At 57.9% G+C, this 18,058-nt stretch carries 18 protein-coding genes, 1 pseudogene and 1 riboswitch; of the genes and pseudogenes, 11 read left to right on the forward strand and 8 right to left on the reverse strand.

The features are described 5' to 3' along the window. Positions 1-7: 7 nt before the first annotated feature. From JJE66_RS15195 to JJE66_RS15215, 5 genes and pseudogenes are all read left to right on the forward strand, one after another. The gene (locus tag JJE66_RS15195; RefSeq protein WP_200515028.1) at positions 8-1,303 is read left to right on the forward strand and encodes an MFS transporter; all 1,296 of its coding nucleotides are present in this window, start codon (positions 8-10) and stop codon (positions 1,301-1,303) included. Positions 1,304-1,327: 24 nt separating this feature from the next. Further along, on the forward strand, positions 1,328-2,173 hold the full coding sequence (locus tag JJE66_RS15200; RefSeq protein ID WP_200515029.1) for a polysaccharide deacetylase: 846 nt from the start codon (positions 1,328-1,330) through the stop codon (positions 2,171-2,173). A gap of 464 nt (positions 2,174-2,637) precedes the next feature. Next, positions 2,638-3,281 (forward strand): annotated as a pseudogene (locus JJE66_RS15205) (IS5 family transposase); the annotation flags it as partial. A gap of 224 nt (positions 3,282-3,505) precedes the next feature. Continuing rightward, positions 3,506-3,603, forward strand: a riboswitch (glycine riboswitch). Positions 3,604-3,763: 160 nt separating this feature from the next. After that, on the forward strand, positions 3,764-5,011 hold the full coding sequence (locus JJE66_RS15210; RefSeq protein ID WP_200515030.1) for a D-amino acid dehydrogenase: 1,248 nt from the start codon (positions 3,764-3,766) through the stop codon (positions 5,009-5,011). 188 nt (positions 5,012-5,199) lie between these two features. After that, the gene (locus JJE66_RS15215; protein ID WP_200515031.1) at positions 5,200-5,523 is read left to right on the forward strand and encodes an AtzH-like domain-containing protein; all 324 of its coding nucleotides are present in this window, start codon (positions 5,200-5,202) and stop codon (positions 5,521-5,523) included. Positions 5,524-5,597: 74 nt separating this feature from the next. Here the strand turns inward: JJE66_RS15215 and JJE66_RS15225 are convergent, their stop codons facing one another. Further along, positions 5,598-6,146, reverse strand: coding sequence for a cupin domain-containing protein (locus tag JJE66_RS15225; RefSeq protein ID WP_200515032.1), 549 nt, complete (start codon positions 6,144-6,146; stop codon positions 5,598-5,600). Between the two features lie 204 nt (positions 6,147-6,350). Between JJE66_RS15225 and JJE66_RS15230 the strand changes: the two genes are divergently transcribed. Next, positions 6,351-7,730: a CoA-acylating methylmalonate-semialdehyde dehydrogenase gene (locus JJE66_RS15230; RefSeq protein ID WP_200515374.1), complete on the forward strand. Its 1,380-nt coding sequence runs from the start codon at positions 6,351-6,353 to the stop codon at positions 7,728-7,730. On the opposite strand, the gene JJE66_RS15235 is transcribed toward JJE66_RS15230, so the two are convergent. Both JJE66_RS15235 and JJE66_RS15240 read right to left on the reverse strand, forming a co-directional pair. Continuing rightward, the gene (locus JJE66_RS15235; RefSeq protein WP_200515033.1) at positions 7,684-8,667 is read right to left on the reverse strand and encodes a hypothetical protein; all 984 of its coding nucleotides are present in this window, start codon (positions 8,665-8,667) and stop codon (positions 7,684-7,686) included. The two genes, JJE66_RS15230 and JJE66_RS15235, sit on opposite strands and share 47 nt — an antisense overlap. Further along, positions 8,660-9,901 carry a Fic family protein gene (locus tag JJE66_RS15240; RefSeq protein ID WP_200515034.1) on the reverse strand — a complete coding sequence of 414 codons (1,242 nt, stop codon included), beginning with the start codon at positions 9,899-9,901 and terminating at the stop codon, positions 8,660-8,662. Before JJE66_RS15240 ends, JJE66_RS15235 begins: the two co-directional genes overlap by 8 nt. A 183-nt stretch (positions 9,902-10,084) precedes the next feature. On the opposite strand from JJE66_RS15240, the gene JJE66_RS15245 reads away from it, so the two are divergent. From JJE66_RS15245 to JJE66_RS38010, 4 genes are all read left to right on the forward strand, one after another. After that, positions 10,085-10,921: a hypothetical protein gene (locus tag JJE66_RS15245; RefSeq protein WP_200515035.1), complete on the forward strand. Its 837-nt coding sequence runs from the start codon at positions 10,085-10,087 to the stop codon at positions 10,919-10,921. Positions 10,922-11,057: 136 nt separating this feature from the next. Beyond that, on the forward strand, positions 11,058-11,300 hold the full coding sequence (locus tag JJE66_RS15250) for a hypothetical protein (protein WP_200515036.1): 243 nt from the start codon (positions 11,058-11,060) through the stop codon (positions 11,298-11,300). Beyond that, on the forward strand, positions 11,297-11,539 hold the full coding sequence (locus tag JJE66_RS15255; RefSeq protein ID WP_200515037.1) for a hypothetical protein: 243 nt from the start codon (positions 11,297-11,299) through the stop codon (positions 11,537-11,539). The genes JJE66_RS15250 and JJE66_RS15255 overlap by 4 nt, the downstream gene beginning before the upstream one ends. A gap of 786 nt (positions 11,540-12,325) precedes the next feature. Then, positions 12,326-12,526 carry a hypothetical protein gene (locus tag JJE66_RS38010; RefSeq protein ID WP_311977739.1) on the forward strand — a complete coding sequence of 67 codons (201 nt, stop codon included), beginning with the start codon at positions 12,326-12,328 and terminating at the stop codon, positions 12,524-12,526. Between the two features lie 136 nt (positions 12,527-12,662). On the opposite strand, the gene JJE66_RS38875 is transcribed toward JJE66_RS38010, so the two are convergent. The 4 genes from JJE66_RS38875 to JJE66_RS38640 all read right to left on the reverse strand — a co-directional run bounded on the left by JJE66_RS38875 (position 12,663) and on the right by JJE66_RS38640 (position 15,209). Beyond that, on the reverse strand, positions 12,663-12,800 hold the full coding sequence (locus JJE66_RS38875) for a hypothetical protein (protein WP_210349828.1): 138 nt from the start codon (positions 12,798-12,800) through the stop codon (positions 12,663-12,665). Between the two features lie 109 nt (positions 12,801-12,909). Continuing rightward, a complete protein-coding gene (locus tag JJE66_RS15265; RefSeq protein WP_200515039.1) occupies positions 12,910-13,269 on the reverse strand; it encodes a hypothetical protein in 360 nt (119 codons plus the stop codon). Between the two features lie 707 nt (positions 13,270-13,976). After that, entirely contained in the window at positions 13,977-14,171 is a 195-nt protein-coding gene (locus JJE66_RS38880; RefSeq protein ID WP_200515375.1) for a diguanylate cyclase, read from the reverse strand. 603 nt (positions 14,172-14,774) lie between these two features. Further along, positions 14,775-15,209 carry a MarR family transcriptional regulator gene (locus tag JJE66_RS38640; protein ID WP_311979880.1) on the reverse strand — a complete coding sequence of 145 codons (435 nt, stop codon included), beginning with the start codon at positions 15,207-15,209 and terminating at the stop codon, positions 14,775-14,777. 343 nt (positions 15,210-15,552) lie between these two features. Here JJE66_RS38640 and JJE66_RS15280 point away from each other — a divergent pair, with 343 nt between their 5' ends. Next, complete coding sequence (locus JJE66_RS15280; RefSeq protein WP_200515040.1) at positions 15,553-15,774, forward strand: hypothetical protein; 222 nt, start codon at positions 15,553-15,555, stop codon at positions 15,772-15,774. A gap of 568 nt (positions 15,775-16,342) precedes the next feature. Here the strand turns inward: JJE66_RS15280 and groEL are convergent. Then, entirely contained in the window at positions 16,343-17,980 is a 1,638-nt protein-coding gene (gene groEL, locus JJE66_RS15285) for a chaperonin GroEL (protein ID WP_200515041.1), read from the reverse strand. Positions 17,981-18,058: the final 78 nt, after the last annotated feature.

Genomic DNA, 18,058 nt, shown 5'->3' on the forward strand with positions numbered 1-18,058 from the left:
ACGGAAAATGTCAACGGAAGCAGTGATCCAGTCAGAGGTTAGAAGCACCGTAGAAGAAATCCCGCACGTGAAGAGAGCGATCGCCGCTGGCGTATGGGGTACTGTCGTTGAATGGTACGACTACGCAGTCTACGGCTTTCTCGCCCTCACCATCGCGCAAGCCTTCTTTCCCTCAAAAGATGACACGACAGCGTTGCTGTCGGCCTTCGCAGCGTTTGGCGTTGGTTTCGTCGCGCGACCGCTCGGCGGGATCGTGATCGGACGCATTGGTGACGTCTATGGTCGCAAGACAGCGTTGGTGCTGTCATTGTTGCTAATGGCACTTTCTACGGTAGGCATCGGCTTGGTCCCGGCCTACGAATCAATCGGAATTGCAGCTCCGGTCCTCCTGGTCTTTTGTCGAATTGTGCAAGGCTTTTCCGCAGGGGGCGAGTGGGGTGGCGCGACAGCCTTCATGGTCGAGTGGGCGCCGTCCAACAAGCGCGGCTTCTATGGAAGTCTACAACAAGCCAGCGTCGCTGGCGGATTGCTAATCGGCTCCGGAGCGGCCGCCCTGGTGGCGACACTGTTGTCGCCAGAGCAAATGAGCAACTGGGGGTGGCGCATCCCATTCCTCCTCGGAGGCGTGCTCCTGCCGCTCGGAATGTATATTCGCAAGAATGTAGACGATACCCCTGCGTTCCGTGAAGTTAAGGCGCAGAAGCGGGTTTCCCGCGACGTGCCGTGGCGTGCAGCGCTTCAAGCGTTCGGGTTCACGATTCTTTGGACGGTCAGTTTCTACACAATGCTCAGCTACATGCCGACCTTTACGCAAAAGTATGCCGGCCTGGCCCGTGCGGAGGCGTTGTGGTCCAACACAATCGGGCTGCTCGTGATCACCGCAGCGATCCCGTTGATGGGGCTGATCTCCGATCGGGTGGGCCGCAAGCCGCTGATCCTAATCTCGGTGCTGAGCTTCCTCGTGTTGAGCTACCCATTGTTCTCGGCGCTGCTTACGTACTCCAGCCTCGCTGTTGCAATCCTGGTGCAGGTAATCTTCGCCCTGATGCTCGCGACCTTCTCGGGACCCGGGCCGGCGGCAATCGCCGAGTTGTTCCCGACGGACGGGCGTTCAACCTGGATGTCGACTGCCTATAGCCTATCAGTTGCGATCTTCGGAGGCTTCGCGCCTTACATCGCAACGCTCCTCATCAGTTCAACGGGCTCACCTTTAGCTCCGACGTTCTATCTGATCGGAGCGGCTGTCGTTTCGACAATTGCCGTGGTTTCGCTGAAGGAAACGGCTCATTCGAAGCTGATGTAAGCTGGTGAAGGAAGGCGCTCGCCAATGAGCAGACATATCGCGTGCTTAACGTTCGACTTCGACGCCATGTCCGGCATGATCGCCAGAGGGCTGACCACGCCAACCCCAATCTCGCGGGGGGAATTTGGCGTCATCGGCGTGCGTCGAATTCTCGCGCTACTAGCGAAGTATGGCCTGAAAGCATCGTTCTTCGTTCCCGGCGTGGTCATCGGAACATATCCGAAGGCCGTGGAGGACATTCTCGCCGCGGGACATGAGATCGGCAATCATGGGTGGACGCACGTGCCTCCCGCGAACATGTCGCGGGAGGAGGAAGAGCGTGGATTGGTTCGGGCAAACGAACTCATCAACCAATTCACGGGTTCTAACCCCGCAGGATACAGGTCGCCTTCATGGGATCTCAGTGTCCATACCGTCGATCTTCTACTGAAGAACGGCTTCTTGTACGAAAGCAGTTTGATGGGTGACGATCACATGCCCCATCAAGTAAGGCAGGGCGACAAGGTCGAGTTGGAAGAGGCAATGGTCTTCGGCGCGGAGACGCCTCTCATCGAGATGCCAATCAGTTGGTCTTTGGATGACTTTGTGCATTTCGAGTTCCTTAGAACTCAAACGTCGCTCATGCAGGGATTGATGGCTTCTAACGCCGTCCTGCAAAACTGGACGGATGATTTCGAGTATATGACGCGAGCGTGCGACTGGGGCGTGCTCACATACACGTGCCATCCGTACGTCATCGGTAGAGGACACCGAATGATGATGTTGGAGCGCTTGATCTCGGCTCTGCTAGAGCGAGGAGCGGTCTTTTTGACCATGCGAGAGGCTGCCGAAGAATACCGTCGTCTCAGAGAGACGAAATCGAAGATTTGAAGCAGGGCGAGCATGCCCTGCCGACCGATGTCCTTAAGTCCGTGAGCGGTGTCAACGCTCGCCGATAGTTCTAACTAGGAGGACGCGCATGAGTTGGCGTGGTTCGACGCCAGAAGACGATGTCCAATGCGATGAACGGGGCTCTGGCTCGCGCGACTGGCGCATTGCTTCAATTGCTTCGAGCGCGGCGGGTTTTCCCGTTTCCAGCGAACCGGAAATCAGGAGCGCTCGCCAACGAGGGCTGATGCAAAAGCTCTTGCAGTTAGGGCGAGCGGCACGGCGACGCCTAAAACGCTCCACCGTCGATGTTGAGAAACATAGGATGGCCAATGCCGATATCTGGCCGTGCGGCGATCTAGGGTCTGTTGAGATTCAGGATTCACAGAACGGAATGTCCGTGATTCAAGCTCCGAAAGGAGTTTGGCATGCCCCGATTCGTTCTGACAGATGCTCAATGGGCGAAGATGGAGCCGGTTTGTTTGGGCAAGCCGAGGGACCCCGGCCGCAGTGGAAGCGATAACCGTCTGTTTCTGGAAGCTGTACTGTGGATCGCCCGCACGGGCAGCCCATGGCGGGATCTGCCGCCGACGTTCGGCAACTGGAATACCGTGTTCAAACGCTATCGCGACTGGGTGAAAGCCGGTGTTTTCAAGCGGATCTTCGATGCCGTATCGGATGATCCGGACATGGAGTTCGCCATGGTCGACGCGACCATCGTCAAGGTTCACCGCCACGGGCAGGGAGCAAAAGGGGGACCAAAAATCAGGCCATCGGCAAGTCAAAAGGCGGCTGGACCACCAAAATCCTCGCGCTGACTGACGCGCTCGGGAATCTGGTGCGGTTCATCCTGCTCCCCGGCCATCGCTTTGACACCGTCGGCGTCGTGCCCCTGATCAAGGATATCGAGTTCGGTGGCTTGATCGCCGACAAGGCTTTTGATTCCAACTGGATCATCGAAGACTTGAACGAACGCAAGGCCAAGATCGTCATCTCGCAACATCAAAGGCGCGCTCAGCCTCTCGACATCGACAAAGACATTTACAAATGGCGTCACTTGATCGAAAATTTCTTCGGCAAGCTCAAGGAATTCAAACGCATAGCAATGCGTTGCGACAAGACAGACAGCAGCTTCGAGGCCATGATTTACCTCGCCACCGCTGTAATCCATTCCAGATGAATCTCAACAGACCCTAGTGCGAGTCGAGTCGCAAGAGCGACTTGAAGCAATAGTCTGGCGCGCGGAAGTTGATTGGTGTAGACATGAAAGCTGAGTTGATCAAATAGGAGAGTTCCAAGAAGAAGTTGGCATTGTTCGTATTCTAATTTCGAGAGTGCAACGAGACGGGAGAGATCGGAGCGTTATCAGACGTTTCGACGCCGATGGAGCAACCGCCCCGGAAACTCTCAGGCAGAAGGACCGTTTCGTTAGAAGAAATCTGGAGAGAGGCACCGCGGTGCCCACCGAAGGGGAAGTTCGTTTGTTGTTCGCGCAGACGAATGAAGCTCTCAGGTACCGAGACAGATGGGGCGGCCCAACTCGCTTTCCGAGTTGGGTGAATTTTGTCCCGGTACAGAGAGCGAGAACTGAACATGAGCCACATCGTCATAGTAGGCGCCGGCATCACCGGCGTAACGTCTGCGTATGCCTTGCTTGAACGAGGCCACCAAGTAACCGTCTTGGACCGTCACCGGTATCCAGCAATGGAAACCTCGTTTGCGAACGGCGGACAATTGTCGGCTTGCAACGCAGAGGTATGGAACAACCCGGCAACGATCGTTAAGGGCTTGAGGTGGATGTTACGGAGGGATGCGCCACTCCTTTTGCGAGTTGCTCCGAGCTGGCATAAGTACTCGTGGCTCGCCGAGTTCGTCTGGCAAATTCGAAACTATCGCGAAAACACTATCGATACGACGAGACTGGCGATCTCTGCGCGCCATTATCTTTTCGGCGTGGCGGAGCGAGAGAATATCAAGTTTGACCTGGAGCGCCGCGGCATTCTTCATGTCTTTCAGGACAAGAAGGGGTTCGAGGCGGGCTTGAAGGTTAACGATCTGCTTCGACAAGGAGGGCTTGACCGCCATCCCGTGACAGCAGAGGAGATTCGGTCGATCGAACCGGCGCTTCAAGCGGCGTGTTACGGCGGATTCTTCACGCCATCCGACTCGACTGGCGACATACATAAATTTTGCCGTGGTCTAGCCGAAGCTTGCATGCGGCGTGGGGCAACGTTCAATTTCGAGGCGAATGTTGAACGACTAGTTCCAGGACACAATCACGTCCAGGTAGGTTGGACCAATCGTTCAGGTGATGCAGACTCGATAGATGCCGACGCGATCGTCATCTGCGCCGGAGTTTCAAGCAGACGATTCGCCGCCATGCTTGGAGATCGAATAAACATCTATCCTGTGAAGGGTTACTCGATAACCGTCGGGCTCAATTCTAAGAAGAGCCAAATATCTGCTCCACGTGTGAGCCTGTTGGACGAGGCGGCCAAGATTGTGACGAGCAGGCTAGGCGAGGATCGTTTCAGGGTGGCTGGAACGGCCGAGTTCAATGGCGATAATCGCGACGTGCGGGCGGATCGTATTGACCCACTAATATCATGGGTGCGTCGCCACTTTCCAGACGTTGAGACGTCGAAAGTAGCGTCATGGGCAGGTCTGCGACCTATGATGCCAAACATGATGCCCGTGGTTCGTGCCGGATCGCGCCCAGGTATCTTCTATAATACCGGACACGGACATCTTGGCTGGACGCTCTCGGCCGCTACGGCGGAGCTTCTTGCCGAGTTGATTGGGCCGATTCGGACTCACGGCGAGAGGCGATCTGCTGCATAGCGCGATACGATCGGTGGGCGACACGATAGATCTGTCGCCTGCCGTCACTGATTGCTTCGAGGGTAAAGATCGACGAGATCGTAGACATGCTCTGCAGCTGAATTCGCGAGATCGTCTAGCTTTGTCGCCGGGGGTTGGGTAGGTAGCGATAAGCCAGCGAACTATATCCGGAATGGAGGACTGCGGCGGTGCAGCTTAATCTTGAAGGACCTTTAGCAGAACTCACCAAGGCGTTCCGGGAGTACGAAGCTGCTCTTGCATCAAACAGGCAGGAGATTCTTGATCATCTGTTCTTCAATTCCCCGAAGACCATCAGGTATGGCGTAGCCGAAAACCTGTACGGGCACAGGGAAATAAGCGCCTATCGCAAAAATCGTTCAAAGATCGGGGGCGCACCTAAGCGGAAGGTTACGCGCGAAGTTATCACCACGTTCGGAAACGATATGGGCACCACAGATATTGAGTATGTGCGCGAGGCAACCGGACTTGTCGGCCGCCAGTCGCAAACTTAGGTCCGCACCAGAGAGGGGTGGCGCATAGTGGCCGCCCACGTCTCAATTGTCCGGGACAGTGACTAGCCTCATGCTTAGAACGTTGGCGGTGTACAGGCGCTAATGACTTCGCAAGCTATCGGTCCCACGCACCGGAAGCGGTGCGGTTTGCGGCTGGCAAAGTAGTAAGCATCACCTGGGCCGAGCACTTTGCGCTCACCGTCTACCGTCACTTCCAGGCGACCAGATAGAATGATGCCACCTTCCTCGCCATCATGGGCGAGAAGCACCTTCCCGGTGTCCGCGCCCGGCGCGTAGCGCTCGCGCAGGATCTGGAGCGCCCGGCCGATGAGGTGCTCGCCAATTTGGCGATAGGAGATCTTCCCCTTGCCAATTTCTACAAGTTCTTCGGACTGGTAAAACACCTTGCTCGCTTGCTCCGGTTCAAACGAAAAGAACTCGGCCAACCCGATCGGAATGCCATCTAGGATGCGCTTTAGGGCGCCAACCGACGGGTTCATCTGATTGGATTCGATCAGAGAGACCGTGGAGTTCGGCACCCCCGCCCGTTTGGCAAGTTGTCGTTGAGATAGTTTGTGCCGAATGCGCAAGTAGCGCAGTCTATCTCCAATATCTAGGCTCATCGACCTTTTCCCGTGTTCGAGGTGTTCGCGATCCGCAACATAGCTTGGTGGCGATGTGATTTTTCATGCGATAGCGGCAGTAAGAAAAGGACTTGTTGGAAGATTGAGAAACTGGCACCGGAAGCATCGATACGGCGAGCACTTCGCAAAGGACCGGGAGCTTGCAAGTACATATCGGTGAACCATCTTCCGGAGTCGTTAGCCATGTCTCAATCGATCGGTCATTACATCGGCGGTCGGCGCTTTGCCGGCGAAGGCACAAGGACGCAGCCGGCATTTAATCCAGCTACAGGCGAGCGGTCTGGAACGCTTTCTCTCGCGAGCCGTGCAGACGTCGATCGCGCCGTGGCGGCTGCGGTCCAGGCTTCCGAAGGTTGGGCGGTGACGACGCCTCTGCGTCGTGCGCGCATCCTCAACAAATTCCTCCGCATCCTCGAGGAACGGACGGCGCAGCTGGCGACCGTGATCAGTGCCGAGCATGGCAAGGTTCACGCCGATGCCGTCGGCGAAAGTCAGCGTGGCATGGAAGTTGTTGAGTTCGCCACGGGTGCGCCGCATCTGCTGAAGGGCGAGATCACCGAAAATGTCGGGTCGCGTGTAGACAGCCATTCGTTGCGCCAACCGCTCGGCGTTGTGGCGGGCATCACCCCGTTCAATTTTCCCGCGATGGTGCCGATGTGGATGTTTCCCGTCGCTCTCGCCTGCGGCAATTGCTTCATACTGAAGCCGTCCGAGCGTGATCCGTCGGCCTCGCTTCTGATCGCCGAGTGGCTCAAGGAGGCTGGGTTGCCCGATGGCGTTTTCAGCGTGGTTCAAGGCGATAAGGAAGCGGTCGATGCCTTGCTGCATCACCCGGACATCAGCGCAATCAGCTTCGTAGGATCGACGCCGATCGCACGATACATCTATGAGACCGCCGCCAAGCACGGAAAGCGTTGCCAGGCTTTGGGGGGTGCCAAGAACCATATGGTGGTTCTGCCGGACGCAGACCTCGATCAAGCCGTCGACGCCCTGATGGGTGCGGCTTACGGATCCGCAGGCGAGCGATGCATGGCCATTTCGGTCGCCGTACCGATCGGCGAGCGCACTGCCGATGTCTTGATGGCGAAGCTCACCCCGCGGGTTGGCGCGCTCAAGATCGGACCTGGCACGGATCCCGAGGCGGAAATGGGGCCGTTGGTAACGAAGCAACACCAGGGAAAGGTGATCGAGTATATCGATTCGGGCGTCAGCGAAGGTGCGAAGCTCGTCGTCGATGGCCGAGGCTTCAAGATGCAAGGCTACGAGGGCGGCTATTTCGTGGGCGGTACCCTGTTCGATCACGTCAAGCCAAACATGAAGATCTACAAGGAAGAGATCTTTGGCCCCGTGCTGTCGGTCGTTCGTGCTCAAGATTACAAGGAGGCGGCCAACCTGATCAACAAGCATGAGTTCGGCAACGGCACCGCGATTTTTACGCGCGATGGGGATGCCGCCCGAGAATTTGCGCATCAGATCAAGGTCGGCATGGTCGGCATCAATGTCCCGATCCCAGTGCCTATGGCGTTCCACTCGTTCGGCGGATGGAAGGCGTCGCTGTTTTAGCGACTGAAAAGTAAGGCTCAGCTTCGAGGTTCAACGCGCCCAACTTGGCCTTCAGTAGGCGGCGGAGGTCGACCGGTTGCGCAAGCACGGTACGGAGATCATAGCCTTCCATCAGTATGATGCGCTTGTTCGGGTTCTGCTTCATGACAGGGACGACGTTGTCTGACCAGCCATTGACGGACAGAAACAGTCCCATTGTTTGCATCCCAGATCGTTCAAGCTGTCCATAAAGTCCGTCAAGCTCACGAATATTCGCCAATTTGGTTCGCCAGCGACATTCAACGAGGTAGTGCCAGCCCTCCAATTCGAACGCAGCGTCGATTTGCTCGGCGCCTGCGTTGCGCCGAAAGCCGCGCAGAATCGGAATGCCGTGAAGCACAAAAAGACGATTGAGCAGATCTTCGAGCAGATACCCTCGTGTCTGCGTGTTCTCCTCGACAGCGTGAGCTTCGAATTGAGCGAGAAGGAGTGCGCTCTCTCGTTTGAGGCTGGCCTCGCGGTCAGCCTTTTGGCGCGCAGCCGCCGTCGTTGTCTTTGCATCGCGATGCGCCTTCTCACGCGCGTCGGCTTCGGCAAGTGTGCCGACCATTTCCCGCGCCTTCTGAACCACGGCGCGTGCCTTGTATTCATCCTGAGCGAGTTCGAAGGCGGTCCAATCAGCCGCAATCTTCAACAGATTGCGAATGACGACCCCATCTTGGCCTGTTTGCGCAAGCTCATCCAATATCAGCGACGCAGCTTGGCGCTTCGAGAGCGCGCCGCCCGTCGTCGCATCCTTGCCTTTTAGAAAGCGTTTGATGAGATCGTCGGGGACGTTCGCTGATCTCAGCAGGCGATCCGCAGCAATCCTCTTGATGTAGACGAGCGTAGCGATGATCTCCAGAGCCGCTTTACGCGCCTCCGTATCCATGGATGCACTAAAGCTCTCATCAGTCATTCGCCGTGTGCTCCGGAAAGAGTCCTGGCATCCATCGCGAGGCAAGGGTGGCAGGAAAAGCCAACAGCAACGGATCGCGTGATCCCCTTGAGGTAAGGACGCCACGGCTGAGGAGTTCTGACACGATGCGCCGTGCATGACGTGGTGTGAGATCGAGAAGAGCGGCGACATCACCACGCGGAAGCTCGCCTCGATAGAGGATTGCTTCGACTACGGCGCCCGCTTTGGGGGGGAGTTTGCTGAGGCGAGTTTCTTCCTCGGCCCACAGCAATATGCGCGCGCGCAGCCGATTTGGCTGCATCAGCGATTCCATGAAGTTCACTTGGTCAATGCAGGTCTTGAGGAAGAAGCGCGTGAAGGATGCGAGCGTTTCTTCACTGAGGTTGCCGCGGCCGTCCAGGTCGTTGCGTCGCGGAAGGTCGCATTGGATGAGATGCTGCTTATATGCGGCCTCACTACGAGCAAGCCCGCGCGCCACCGACCAAACGGCCCCGGTATCGAGCGCTTCCAACAGCATGGCGTGCGACATCAGCCTCGTGACTCGGCCATTACCGTCGAGAAAGGGGTGAATCCACAAAAGGCGATGATGCGCGGCAGCCGCAGCCAGAATGGCGTCGGCTTTTCCTGCACCGCTGTAAGCTTTCTCGAAATAGGAGAGGAAGCGTGGAACAGCGCCAGGGCTGACGGCAATATGACGTCCCACTTTGACGCCGCGAAGCCGCAATTCGCCGGGCACAACACGAAGTCGTTCCTTCGTATCGGGTTCTTCGATCCATAACATCGCGTCGGGAAGGTGCTCGCAGAAGCGGCGGTGGATATCCCGAACGCCCTCTATGGTCGGGGCGCGACCGCGGAGATGACCTTCGTCGATCCATTTTTGCACTGCGATGTGCGCCTTGGCTTCGAGCTGAAGATCGCGCTTTCGGGGATCTGCGCTATAGTCGTTCTTCAGGGCGCGTTCTATGTCGACCGGGTGAGTATCGTGTCCCTCGATGAGGTTGCTGTAATAGCAGTTCATCGCTCGGATGAGATCGGCCAAGGAGCCTATCAGGCTCTGCGGTAGGCTTCTCTTGAAGCCGGCCGACTTGCCCACGAGCTCAACCGCCAAATCGGTCAGTTCGCTTCGATGGCGGGAATCTTCTCGAATGAGCAGCGGTTCCATGGAAGAAACCGGCTCGCCGCGATCAAGAGCCGCCGAAATGTCCTCTTCTTTGTCCCCAAGATGAGTTGGCATAATTATCAGCTATCAGATAGATAAGAAGATTTCACCTGCGAAATTGAGTCCATCTAAGTCCCCATGTATGTCCTCTCCCCAGTAGGTTGAAGAGTGGCAATATTCGCCACTCCATTGAAATTGTTCTCCAAATGTTCTTTGGGACTAACCTGTATTCCAGATAGTGAGTCGAACGATCGGTCCATGTCTGACGAACAACTTCATCCGCCGGCAAGCTGGGACAAATTCGAAGAGATCTGCGCCGATCTCTTTTCTCGAATCTGGAGCGACCCAGAGCTCGTCCGGTACGGGCGAAGTGGCCAGTGGCAAAATGGCGTCGATATTTACGGAAAGCAAAACGGTGCCGCCTCTGGCGTTCAATGCAAGGGAAAGCGCGTTTGGCCGCCCACGAAACCAACGATTGCGGAAATCAATGCGGAAATCGAGGAAGCTAAGAAATTCAGTCCCGCCCTCAAGACCTACATTATTGCGACTACCGCGGATAACGACGTCACCGTCACGGACCACGTCAATGCAATTTCTGAGAAACACGCCGCCGAGGGGCTTTTCCGCGTAACCGTTTTTGGCTGGCGCGAGCTCACGCGCCGCATTGATGATTTTCCAGAATTAAAAGAAAAGCATTTTGATATTTTCACACTTCGGCAAATGAAGCGCACAATGCCGGGTGAGATTGCCGCGCACCTCGTCCAGGAATTGAAAAACGCGAATATCGTCGTTCCGCCAGGCGCAGATCACGAGGCCAAGTCCCCATCCAATCTCGTCGACGAGGGGCTCGCCGAGGCCATCGAACGTGATGTCGCGTACCGCTATGAGCGAGCCCTTCAACGATCCGTTTTTCCCGAGTTAAGCAAAAAGGATGAATTGGCGCAGCTTGCGGCGGAAGTAATCGATGTCAAGGGAGCGGCCCCGTCATCCGCCCTGCGGCTAGACGTCTTATCGGTCTTGACCGCCAGGCTGGAAGGCCCGGATTGTCCTCGGTCGAAATTGGCCATGATGTCGCAGATGGGTCACGAGCCGTAATGCTCGCGGTCAGCAAATCACGTCGGCTCTGACTCAGGAAGGTGACCTCGGCGAGCCTGTCAAATTCGTCGCGAAGCGCCAACCTGCGACGCCCGACGGTCCGGATAAGCCTCGCACGTGTTCGGCGGAACCGTCTTTGCCCTTGCCGTTTTCTTGCGAGCCGGCCGATGGAGCTGCCACGCGAATCCTGTTTTCCACCGTCAACGACATCGGGCACATCACGCCTCTCGTGCCCTATGCGCGACGTCTCCGCGATCTCGGGTACGAGGTTCGAGTAGCCACCTCCGCCGACGAGGGCGCGGTCGCGATGCTGCAGAAGGCGGGGCTCGCGCATGCGCCATTCGATCGACCCGCCCCGAAGAACTGCAAGCCGTCATGAAGCGCGTCGTCGAACTGAAAGGCGAGGAAGCCATCGCGTTCGCTTTCCGCGAGGGCATTGCCGGCGCGGCCGCTCGCGCCGCGCTGCCTAAGCTACAACGGACGATCCAGGAGTTTCGCCCGGATCTCATCGTCCGCGAGTCCGCTGAGTTCGCCTCACTGGTCGCAGCAGAGGCCGCGGGTGTTCCACAAGCCGGTGTCGCGGTTTATTGCAGTGAATACGCACTCGCGTTGGCCTGAAGCCCGACCGTGGTCTCGCACAGCGCAACCAGCGTACCTTGACGTCCCTTCCGCCATCGTTTGACCGCGGTCCGCCGCTGACTGACCGCCCTGCCGGCTTCCGTGTGGCTCCTGAGATTCCGATCGGGCAAGCCTCCGGCGCGTCACTGCCAGACTGGATGCCGGCGGCAGAGGAGCCATTCCTGTCCATGACCTTCGGAACGGTTGCAGGCCGTTCGGAACGCGTGCGGAACGCCCATCGTGTGCTGCTGGCGGCGGTCGGCTCTCTCTGAAAGCTCTGCTGACCACTGGTCCGGTCATTCCGCGCGATGAGCTCGGGGTCATTCCGGACAATGTCCGCGTGGAGAAATTCGTGCCGCAGGTCACAAGCGGCAACGCCGCTCGGGCGGATCCATGTCGGGTTGATCCGAGCGAGCCCATGCAGTTGTGGCGGAATTCGATAGGCTCTTCGACTCGGCCGACCGCGAGAGTCCTACAGGCAGCCCACCGTTCACCAACATCCGCAACACGTTCTCGCCGCAGTGGCATGCTGGTTAAAGCCAGAGAACCGATGCCCGCGCCGTTCACGCGATCGCCGAAGTAACTGCGCTAGGCGCGCCCAGTTGGGCGATGATCGGGCTTGCATCAGTTCGTTCCAAACCCCGAACGCGGTGAGCCAAAAATCGCGGACGTTGCAGATCTACAACCCGCGTAGCCATTCGAGATACTAAGCTGATGCCAAGCTCGTCCATTGAGACGACCGAAACATATTTCATGTTTACTTCATACGAGCAGCGGGGACAAAGAGTGTTTGATGTCTATCGTAATGGCAAGCACGAGTTGCTTGTTCTAAGCAACGGCTCTGCAATACCCGGCGTTTGCTCTCGGAATAAATGGCGCAAGAGCAGAAAAAGAGTTCTCAAAGTCAGCGCCGAGATCAAGTCGGCCGTTCAGAGGCAGGGCTACTACGTTCGCAGCTTGCGGGTCACCAAGGAGCGGTTGATCTAGGTCGAGCAGGTCGGCGGCTTCTCCATGTGCATCTCGACAGCATCACCACAAGCCTCTATCCTCGCTACTCCGCCTAACAGCGGGGTTGAGAAGGCAGATAGCCCGGCAGCTTGAAACGCAAACCGCTTTGGAAAGATTAGGTCGTCGCCGGGCCATCCAACTGCGCCAACCCAGCCTCGATCACGATGATATCTTCCTCGATCTGCTGAATGGTTGTCCGGCAATCAAAACCGGTGCGTGCCTTTAGTTCCACGACCAGCTTACGGCGCTGCATGCGCAAATCGTCGAGAGCCCTCCTGTCATTCAGGCTAACGTAACCGTCCACAATAAGCTCGATTGCGTTTGCCACCCGCCCGCCAGTCTTAATCACCCACCCGCAACGCTTAGCCCGCGACACTCTTCACAACCGCATCTCTTCGCAGATTGTGTCCGGCAGCCGTCAAATGGAATCCTACGATCAGACCGAGCCGCCTTAACGTCAGGAGTGCAAGCGGGTCGCACAGTTCAATGGAAAGTCCGGCTCCCAATATCGCAATGGTGCGTCGTTCGCCGCAATCGAGATCAGCCCATGAGATGTCCATCACGCGCCTCCGCGCCAAAGAATTGTCTAAAACCCAAACGCGTGCCTGATTTGCCGCAGCATTTCCGTAGCCGCGCCGGTGTACCGGCCGTTGGTTAGGGTATCGATCCAGCTGCGCTGTGCCAATCAGCGCCACAACTGCCACCGTGAAGCCCTTGAACATTAGGCCTCTCCTGCAACAGACCGCCAACCGAGTGTGTCGAATATAAACCGTTCTCAGAATGCGCTACTGCACATGCCGACTTAATATGCAAATGGTGACAGTGACTAGTAACCAGTTCCTTAACGGGCGCGATGAGCGCCATGGAATGAGGCGAAGACGCTGCAACGTCCGTTGCCGGATCGCGCGCTCAAAATCTGCACCTTTCTCAACCGTCCAGGACCACGCAACCAAAAGCCCCGCGTGGGGCTCATCGTCTGCGCAATGACATTCGCCCGTCTTCATCGCCAAAGACACTGGAGCAGATCAACGCTGTGATGGTGCTACCGAGACAGCTCGTCAGTTGAGATTACGAGTGCGACCCGGATCCCTCCACTTTGAACTGGCGCTCGCTTAAAGAATGAAAACGGCCCGGCGTGAGGCTGGGGGGCGCCGGAGCCGTCATTTCCACGCCTCCGCTCCTGAAGGGTCGAGACGAAAGAGCCAAATCGATCAATAGTCCTTGCTCACGCGATTTCTTGCGGCATTCTTGGCCCGGTACAAAGCTAACGTCTGCTCGGGTGAGCACATCGTCCGGTCTGAGTTGATTGACGCCTGCCGATGTCGACACCTTGAACCCGTCGCCGATCGTGTCCCAGTCCATTTCATCGACGATTTCTTATGCGATCGACGAGGTTGACCGGATGGCGCCCGAGACGTGCACGTCAGGATCAGGTGGAATTCCTCGCTCCGTAACGACCCAGCTTTGTCGACGCTCGAATGTCGGCCGCCACCGAAACGGCGAAGCTCCTCAGCACCTCATCGCCAACGGGACGCCCGTACCTGCCGCTGATCCTTTTGAAGAAGTCCAGGTCTATGATCGCGGCGGAACAGGGCGTCCCGCTTCGGCGCGGTCGTGCATCCAGCCGTGCTCTCGCATTCGCGGATCCCGCCGGACTCTTGCAGTGCGGAGATCGCCCAGTCCCGCAGCGTTAGGTTCCCTGTTCATTCTCTGGCTTCTTGCTCATTCGATTCGTTCGCGGTCGATTGGCCGGCTGCAACGTGAGCATTGTTTGAAGACCGCCAATGAACCCGGGCGACGACCATATAGATGACCGAAATTGCGATATATCCTTGCGTCTCAAGCATCCAAAACGTCTCCATCGAGCCTGTCGTTGCTCAGTAAGGCGAGCCAGAATCTGGATTTCGGATCGCGCGATGACGATTGCTCAACGAAAGCAAATTGCAATTTCAAATGAGATGTTCGTGCCGCAGAGGCAAGGCAGCAGGCGCTGCTTGATACTTGCTGGCGCGACGAAATCCGTGCGGCGATGTCCTATCCTCCTCCGCATGCTTCCTTCTCGAACGAAGCTGGAGACGGCGAATCGCTTCAGGAAGCGAGATCGCCATCCTGGTCACTCAGTTCATCTCAAGATTTGAGTTCAGCGTGCAGGCGAGCTTTCTCTAGCCTATGCCTAACTCCCCTAAGGCAGCTGGCCAATCTCGCGAATTCCTGAATACCAAGATAGTCAAAAACAAACTGATCGAGCTCTTCCTGCTGGGCCGCGATGCTCGCAAGACGTTTTGCGAGCGTTCTCTGTTAGAGACAGATGTACGAGACGGGCGTCCTTTGGGCCTGGAGTGCGCCGCAGAAATCGTTTGTTCTCAAGCTCCTTGGAATGTTTCGTGATGAAAGACGAGCCGATGTTCATTAGTTTTGCAACGACATTGACAGGAACACCGCCGTCGCGTTCCAACTCGGTTACAGCCATCAAGATCATCATTTGCGGTCCAGTGATACCGAGCGCATTCGCCTGGAAGCAGCGAAGGTCGTCCAGACACACATTGATTGATCTGATCTCCCATGTGAATTGCCTGAGTACATCCTGACCCGCGTCTGGCCCTTTTCCGAGCCGTTTTGTTCGCCCAGATAAATTCGGCGGCATCGGATCCAGGAGCTCCATCCTTAGATTATTCCGCGCTGGCGGAATTCAGGGAATTATTTCGGCTGACTGGCTCGACCGGCCAACCATAGGATGTCAGCTTGATGCGCTGCAATCCGCAACTCGCTCCCAGTTGCTGACTTTCCATGTAGAAGGTGCGCCGCTGAAGCTGCTAAGGTACGGCGCAACTTGACACAATCGTTGTGGCGAAATCCGCTGAAAGAGTCCGTCTAGCGCAGAATTTGAGCGTCATGCTGGGCTCTAAGGCGCATTTTATTGCTCAAGTGAGACTCAGCGCCACAAGCCGAATGCCTGTGTACCGATCTGGACCGTCTCGCGGCATCAGGCAAGCGGCGATGTTGCAATGGGTATTGCCGTTCATCCGGGCGACATCGTCAGCCCGGATGACAACGGCGTGATGGTGCCGAAAGCGACGAGCGGCGCGGTGGTGAAAATCGCAGCCGCACGTGACGAGAAGGAAACGGGAGTCATCAAGGCCCCCCTGGACGGAAGCGACATTCCCGAGCTTTCCGGGATGAAAAACCTGCGACTGAGGCGGGCACCGGCAAGCGAGAATTGGTGGTGATGAAAGGCGGTCGCACTGTTTCCTCCGGCGGCAAGAGCATCGCGCATATCCTGCATCACCTCATCGGCGCAAAAATCGCCGGCCGCGTCACCCATTGGATGGCGAACGTGCTGTCGAAAGTGAGCGAGACGGAAAGCCGTCCCCGCTCTCCTATCGAGCGGGGGCAGGAAACGTCTGGATCAGATCATCCAGCAGACCAGGTTCACCGCGGAAGACCAACTGATGCATGGGATCGGACGCATCGAAGGGCGCTTCAATTCCATAAGTTGCGCCTTGGAGAAAGCACGCCGCGTCGGGCGCAGCCGGAAGATCGATCAGCGCCTGGTAACCTGGCCGACGCCAGAGGCCAACGGCGCTTCGGACCTTCTCATCAGCCCCAGGTAGCGCCGTGAAGTGGCCCAAAAGCCAGCTCGTTTCGTTACCCTTCCCGGCGGGAAAACTACCAGGAACTGAGGGCATGGCTCTTTCTGCGAAAAGCCTCGTTTAGTGATCATTGACGATTCGGAAGATAAGTAGACATATCGATCGGAGCGGAACGAACGCGATGGCGATCGTCGGTCCGCGCCGATCAGCTCCGGCCGTAAACTTCGGCACCGCCGCCGCGCGCAGGGCCGGCGGTAGGATCGACGCCTTCAGGAAGGTCGACGACGAGCGAATGGGTCGTCAGGATCAGCTTGGCCACCGACACCGCATTCTCGAGAGCGGCGCAGGTAACCTTGACGGGATCAATGACGCCGGCTTCGAACATGTCGGTAAATCTGCCGCTCCTGGCATCGAAGCCCGTGCCGGGTTGCTCGGCGACGACCCGTGTCACGATCATAGCGCCATCCTGTCCGGCATTGCCCGCGATGATCGCCAATGGGCGCTTGATCGCGTCGCGGACCAGCATCGCACCGGCCTGTGCGCCATCAACCTCGTGATCCACCAACGGATCGAGCTGCGCTGCGACCTGCGCGAGGGCAGTACCGCCACCGGCCACCACACCTTCGCCACGGGCAGCCCGGGCTGCGTTAAGGCCATCTTCGAGGAGTTGCGCCGTGCGTTTTTGCTCGACCGGCGTGGCGCCGCCTGCGAGCAGGAGCGCGGTCCCGCGGGTGAGCTTTGCAAGGCGATCGGCCAGCTTGTCGCGCTCGATATTCTGCGGTGCCTCGTCCCACAGCTTCTGGACCAGTTGCCGCCGCCCGTCGATGGCCGCCTTGTCGCCATTGCCGCCCAGGATCACGGTCGCGGATGCGGATACCCTCGCGCGCGTCGCATTGCCCAGATCGGCGATCGTCACCTCCTCGATCCGGGCACCCAGGTCGCGCGCGATCACCCGGCCACCCGTCATGATCGCGAGATCCTCCATCATCGCCTTGCGCCAATGGCCGAATTCCGGCGGATTGATCGCGACGACGGTGCCACGTCCCTGAAGCCGAGCCTGCATCACCGCCGCGATGACCTCAGGCGCGATCTCGTCCGCTACCAGCAGCAGCGGACGCCCGCTTTCCTTGAGCTGGTCGAGGATACGCAGGATCGGCTCGGCCGATGGCACTTTGTGGTCGGTCAGCAGGATCGCCGGACTGTCGAGTTCGGCGGCCAGGCTTGGACTGTCGGTCGCCATATGGTGCGATACGAATCCGCGATCGAGCACGAGCCCTTCGTCGACCTCCAGCCGCGTCGGTGAGCCCGGCAACGCATATTCGACATGGACGACGCCTTCGATGCCGACCCGCTTGAGCGCTTCCGCTATAAGCTCTCCCAGTGACGTCTCGGTGGCCGCGACGCTTGCAACCATGCGCAATTCGCCCTGACGCAGCGGCCGAGAGCCCTCTCGCAGTGCTTTGATGACCAGATCGCGGGCGTGGTCCATGCCGGCGACAACGTCGACCGCCTTGTGCTCGTGCTCGACCAGTTTCACGCCATCCTGCACCAGCGCATTGGCGAGCGCTGTCGCGGTCGTGGTGCCGTCACCGGCGATCTCATTGGTCTGGGCGGACACCTCGCGAACAACCTGCGCGCCCAGATTCTCGAACCGGCAGGGTAACTCGATCTCGGCCGCGATGCTGACACCATCGCGCGACACCAACGGCGTCCCGATCGGGCGATCCATGATGACGTTGGTTCCCTTGGGGCCGAGCGTGCCGACTACAGCGCGGGCAAGCTGGTCCACGCCGCGCGCAAGCGCCGCCCTAGCGTCAGCATCGTAAAGCATGATCTTGGCCATCTATCGTCTCCTGTGTGCGCCGCCATCCGTTGGGCGGAGCCTTGTCATTCCGGTCTGGCTAGGGGGATGACACGCGCC

Source organism: Bradyrhizobium diazoefficiens (assembly GCF_016612535.1).
Taxonomy (GTDB): domain Bacteria; phylum Pseudomonadota; class Alphaproteobacteria; order Rhizobiales; family Xanthobacteraceae; genus Bradyrhizobium; species Bradyrhizobium diazoefficiens_C.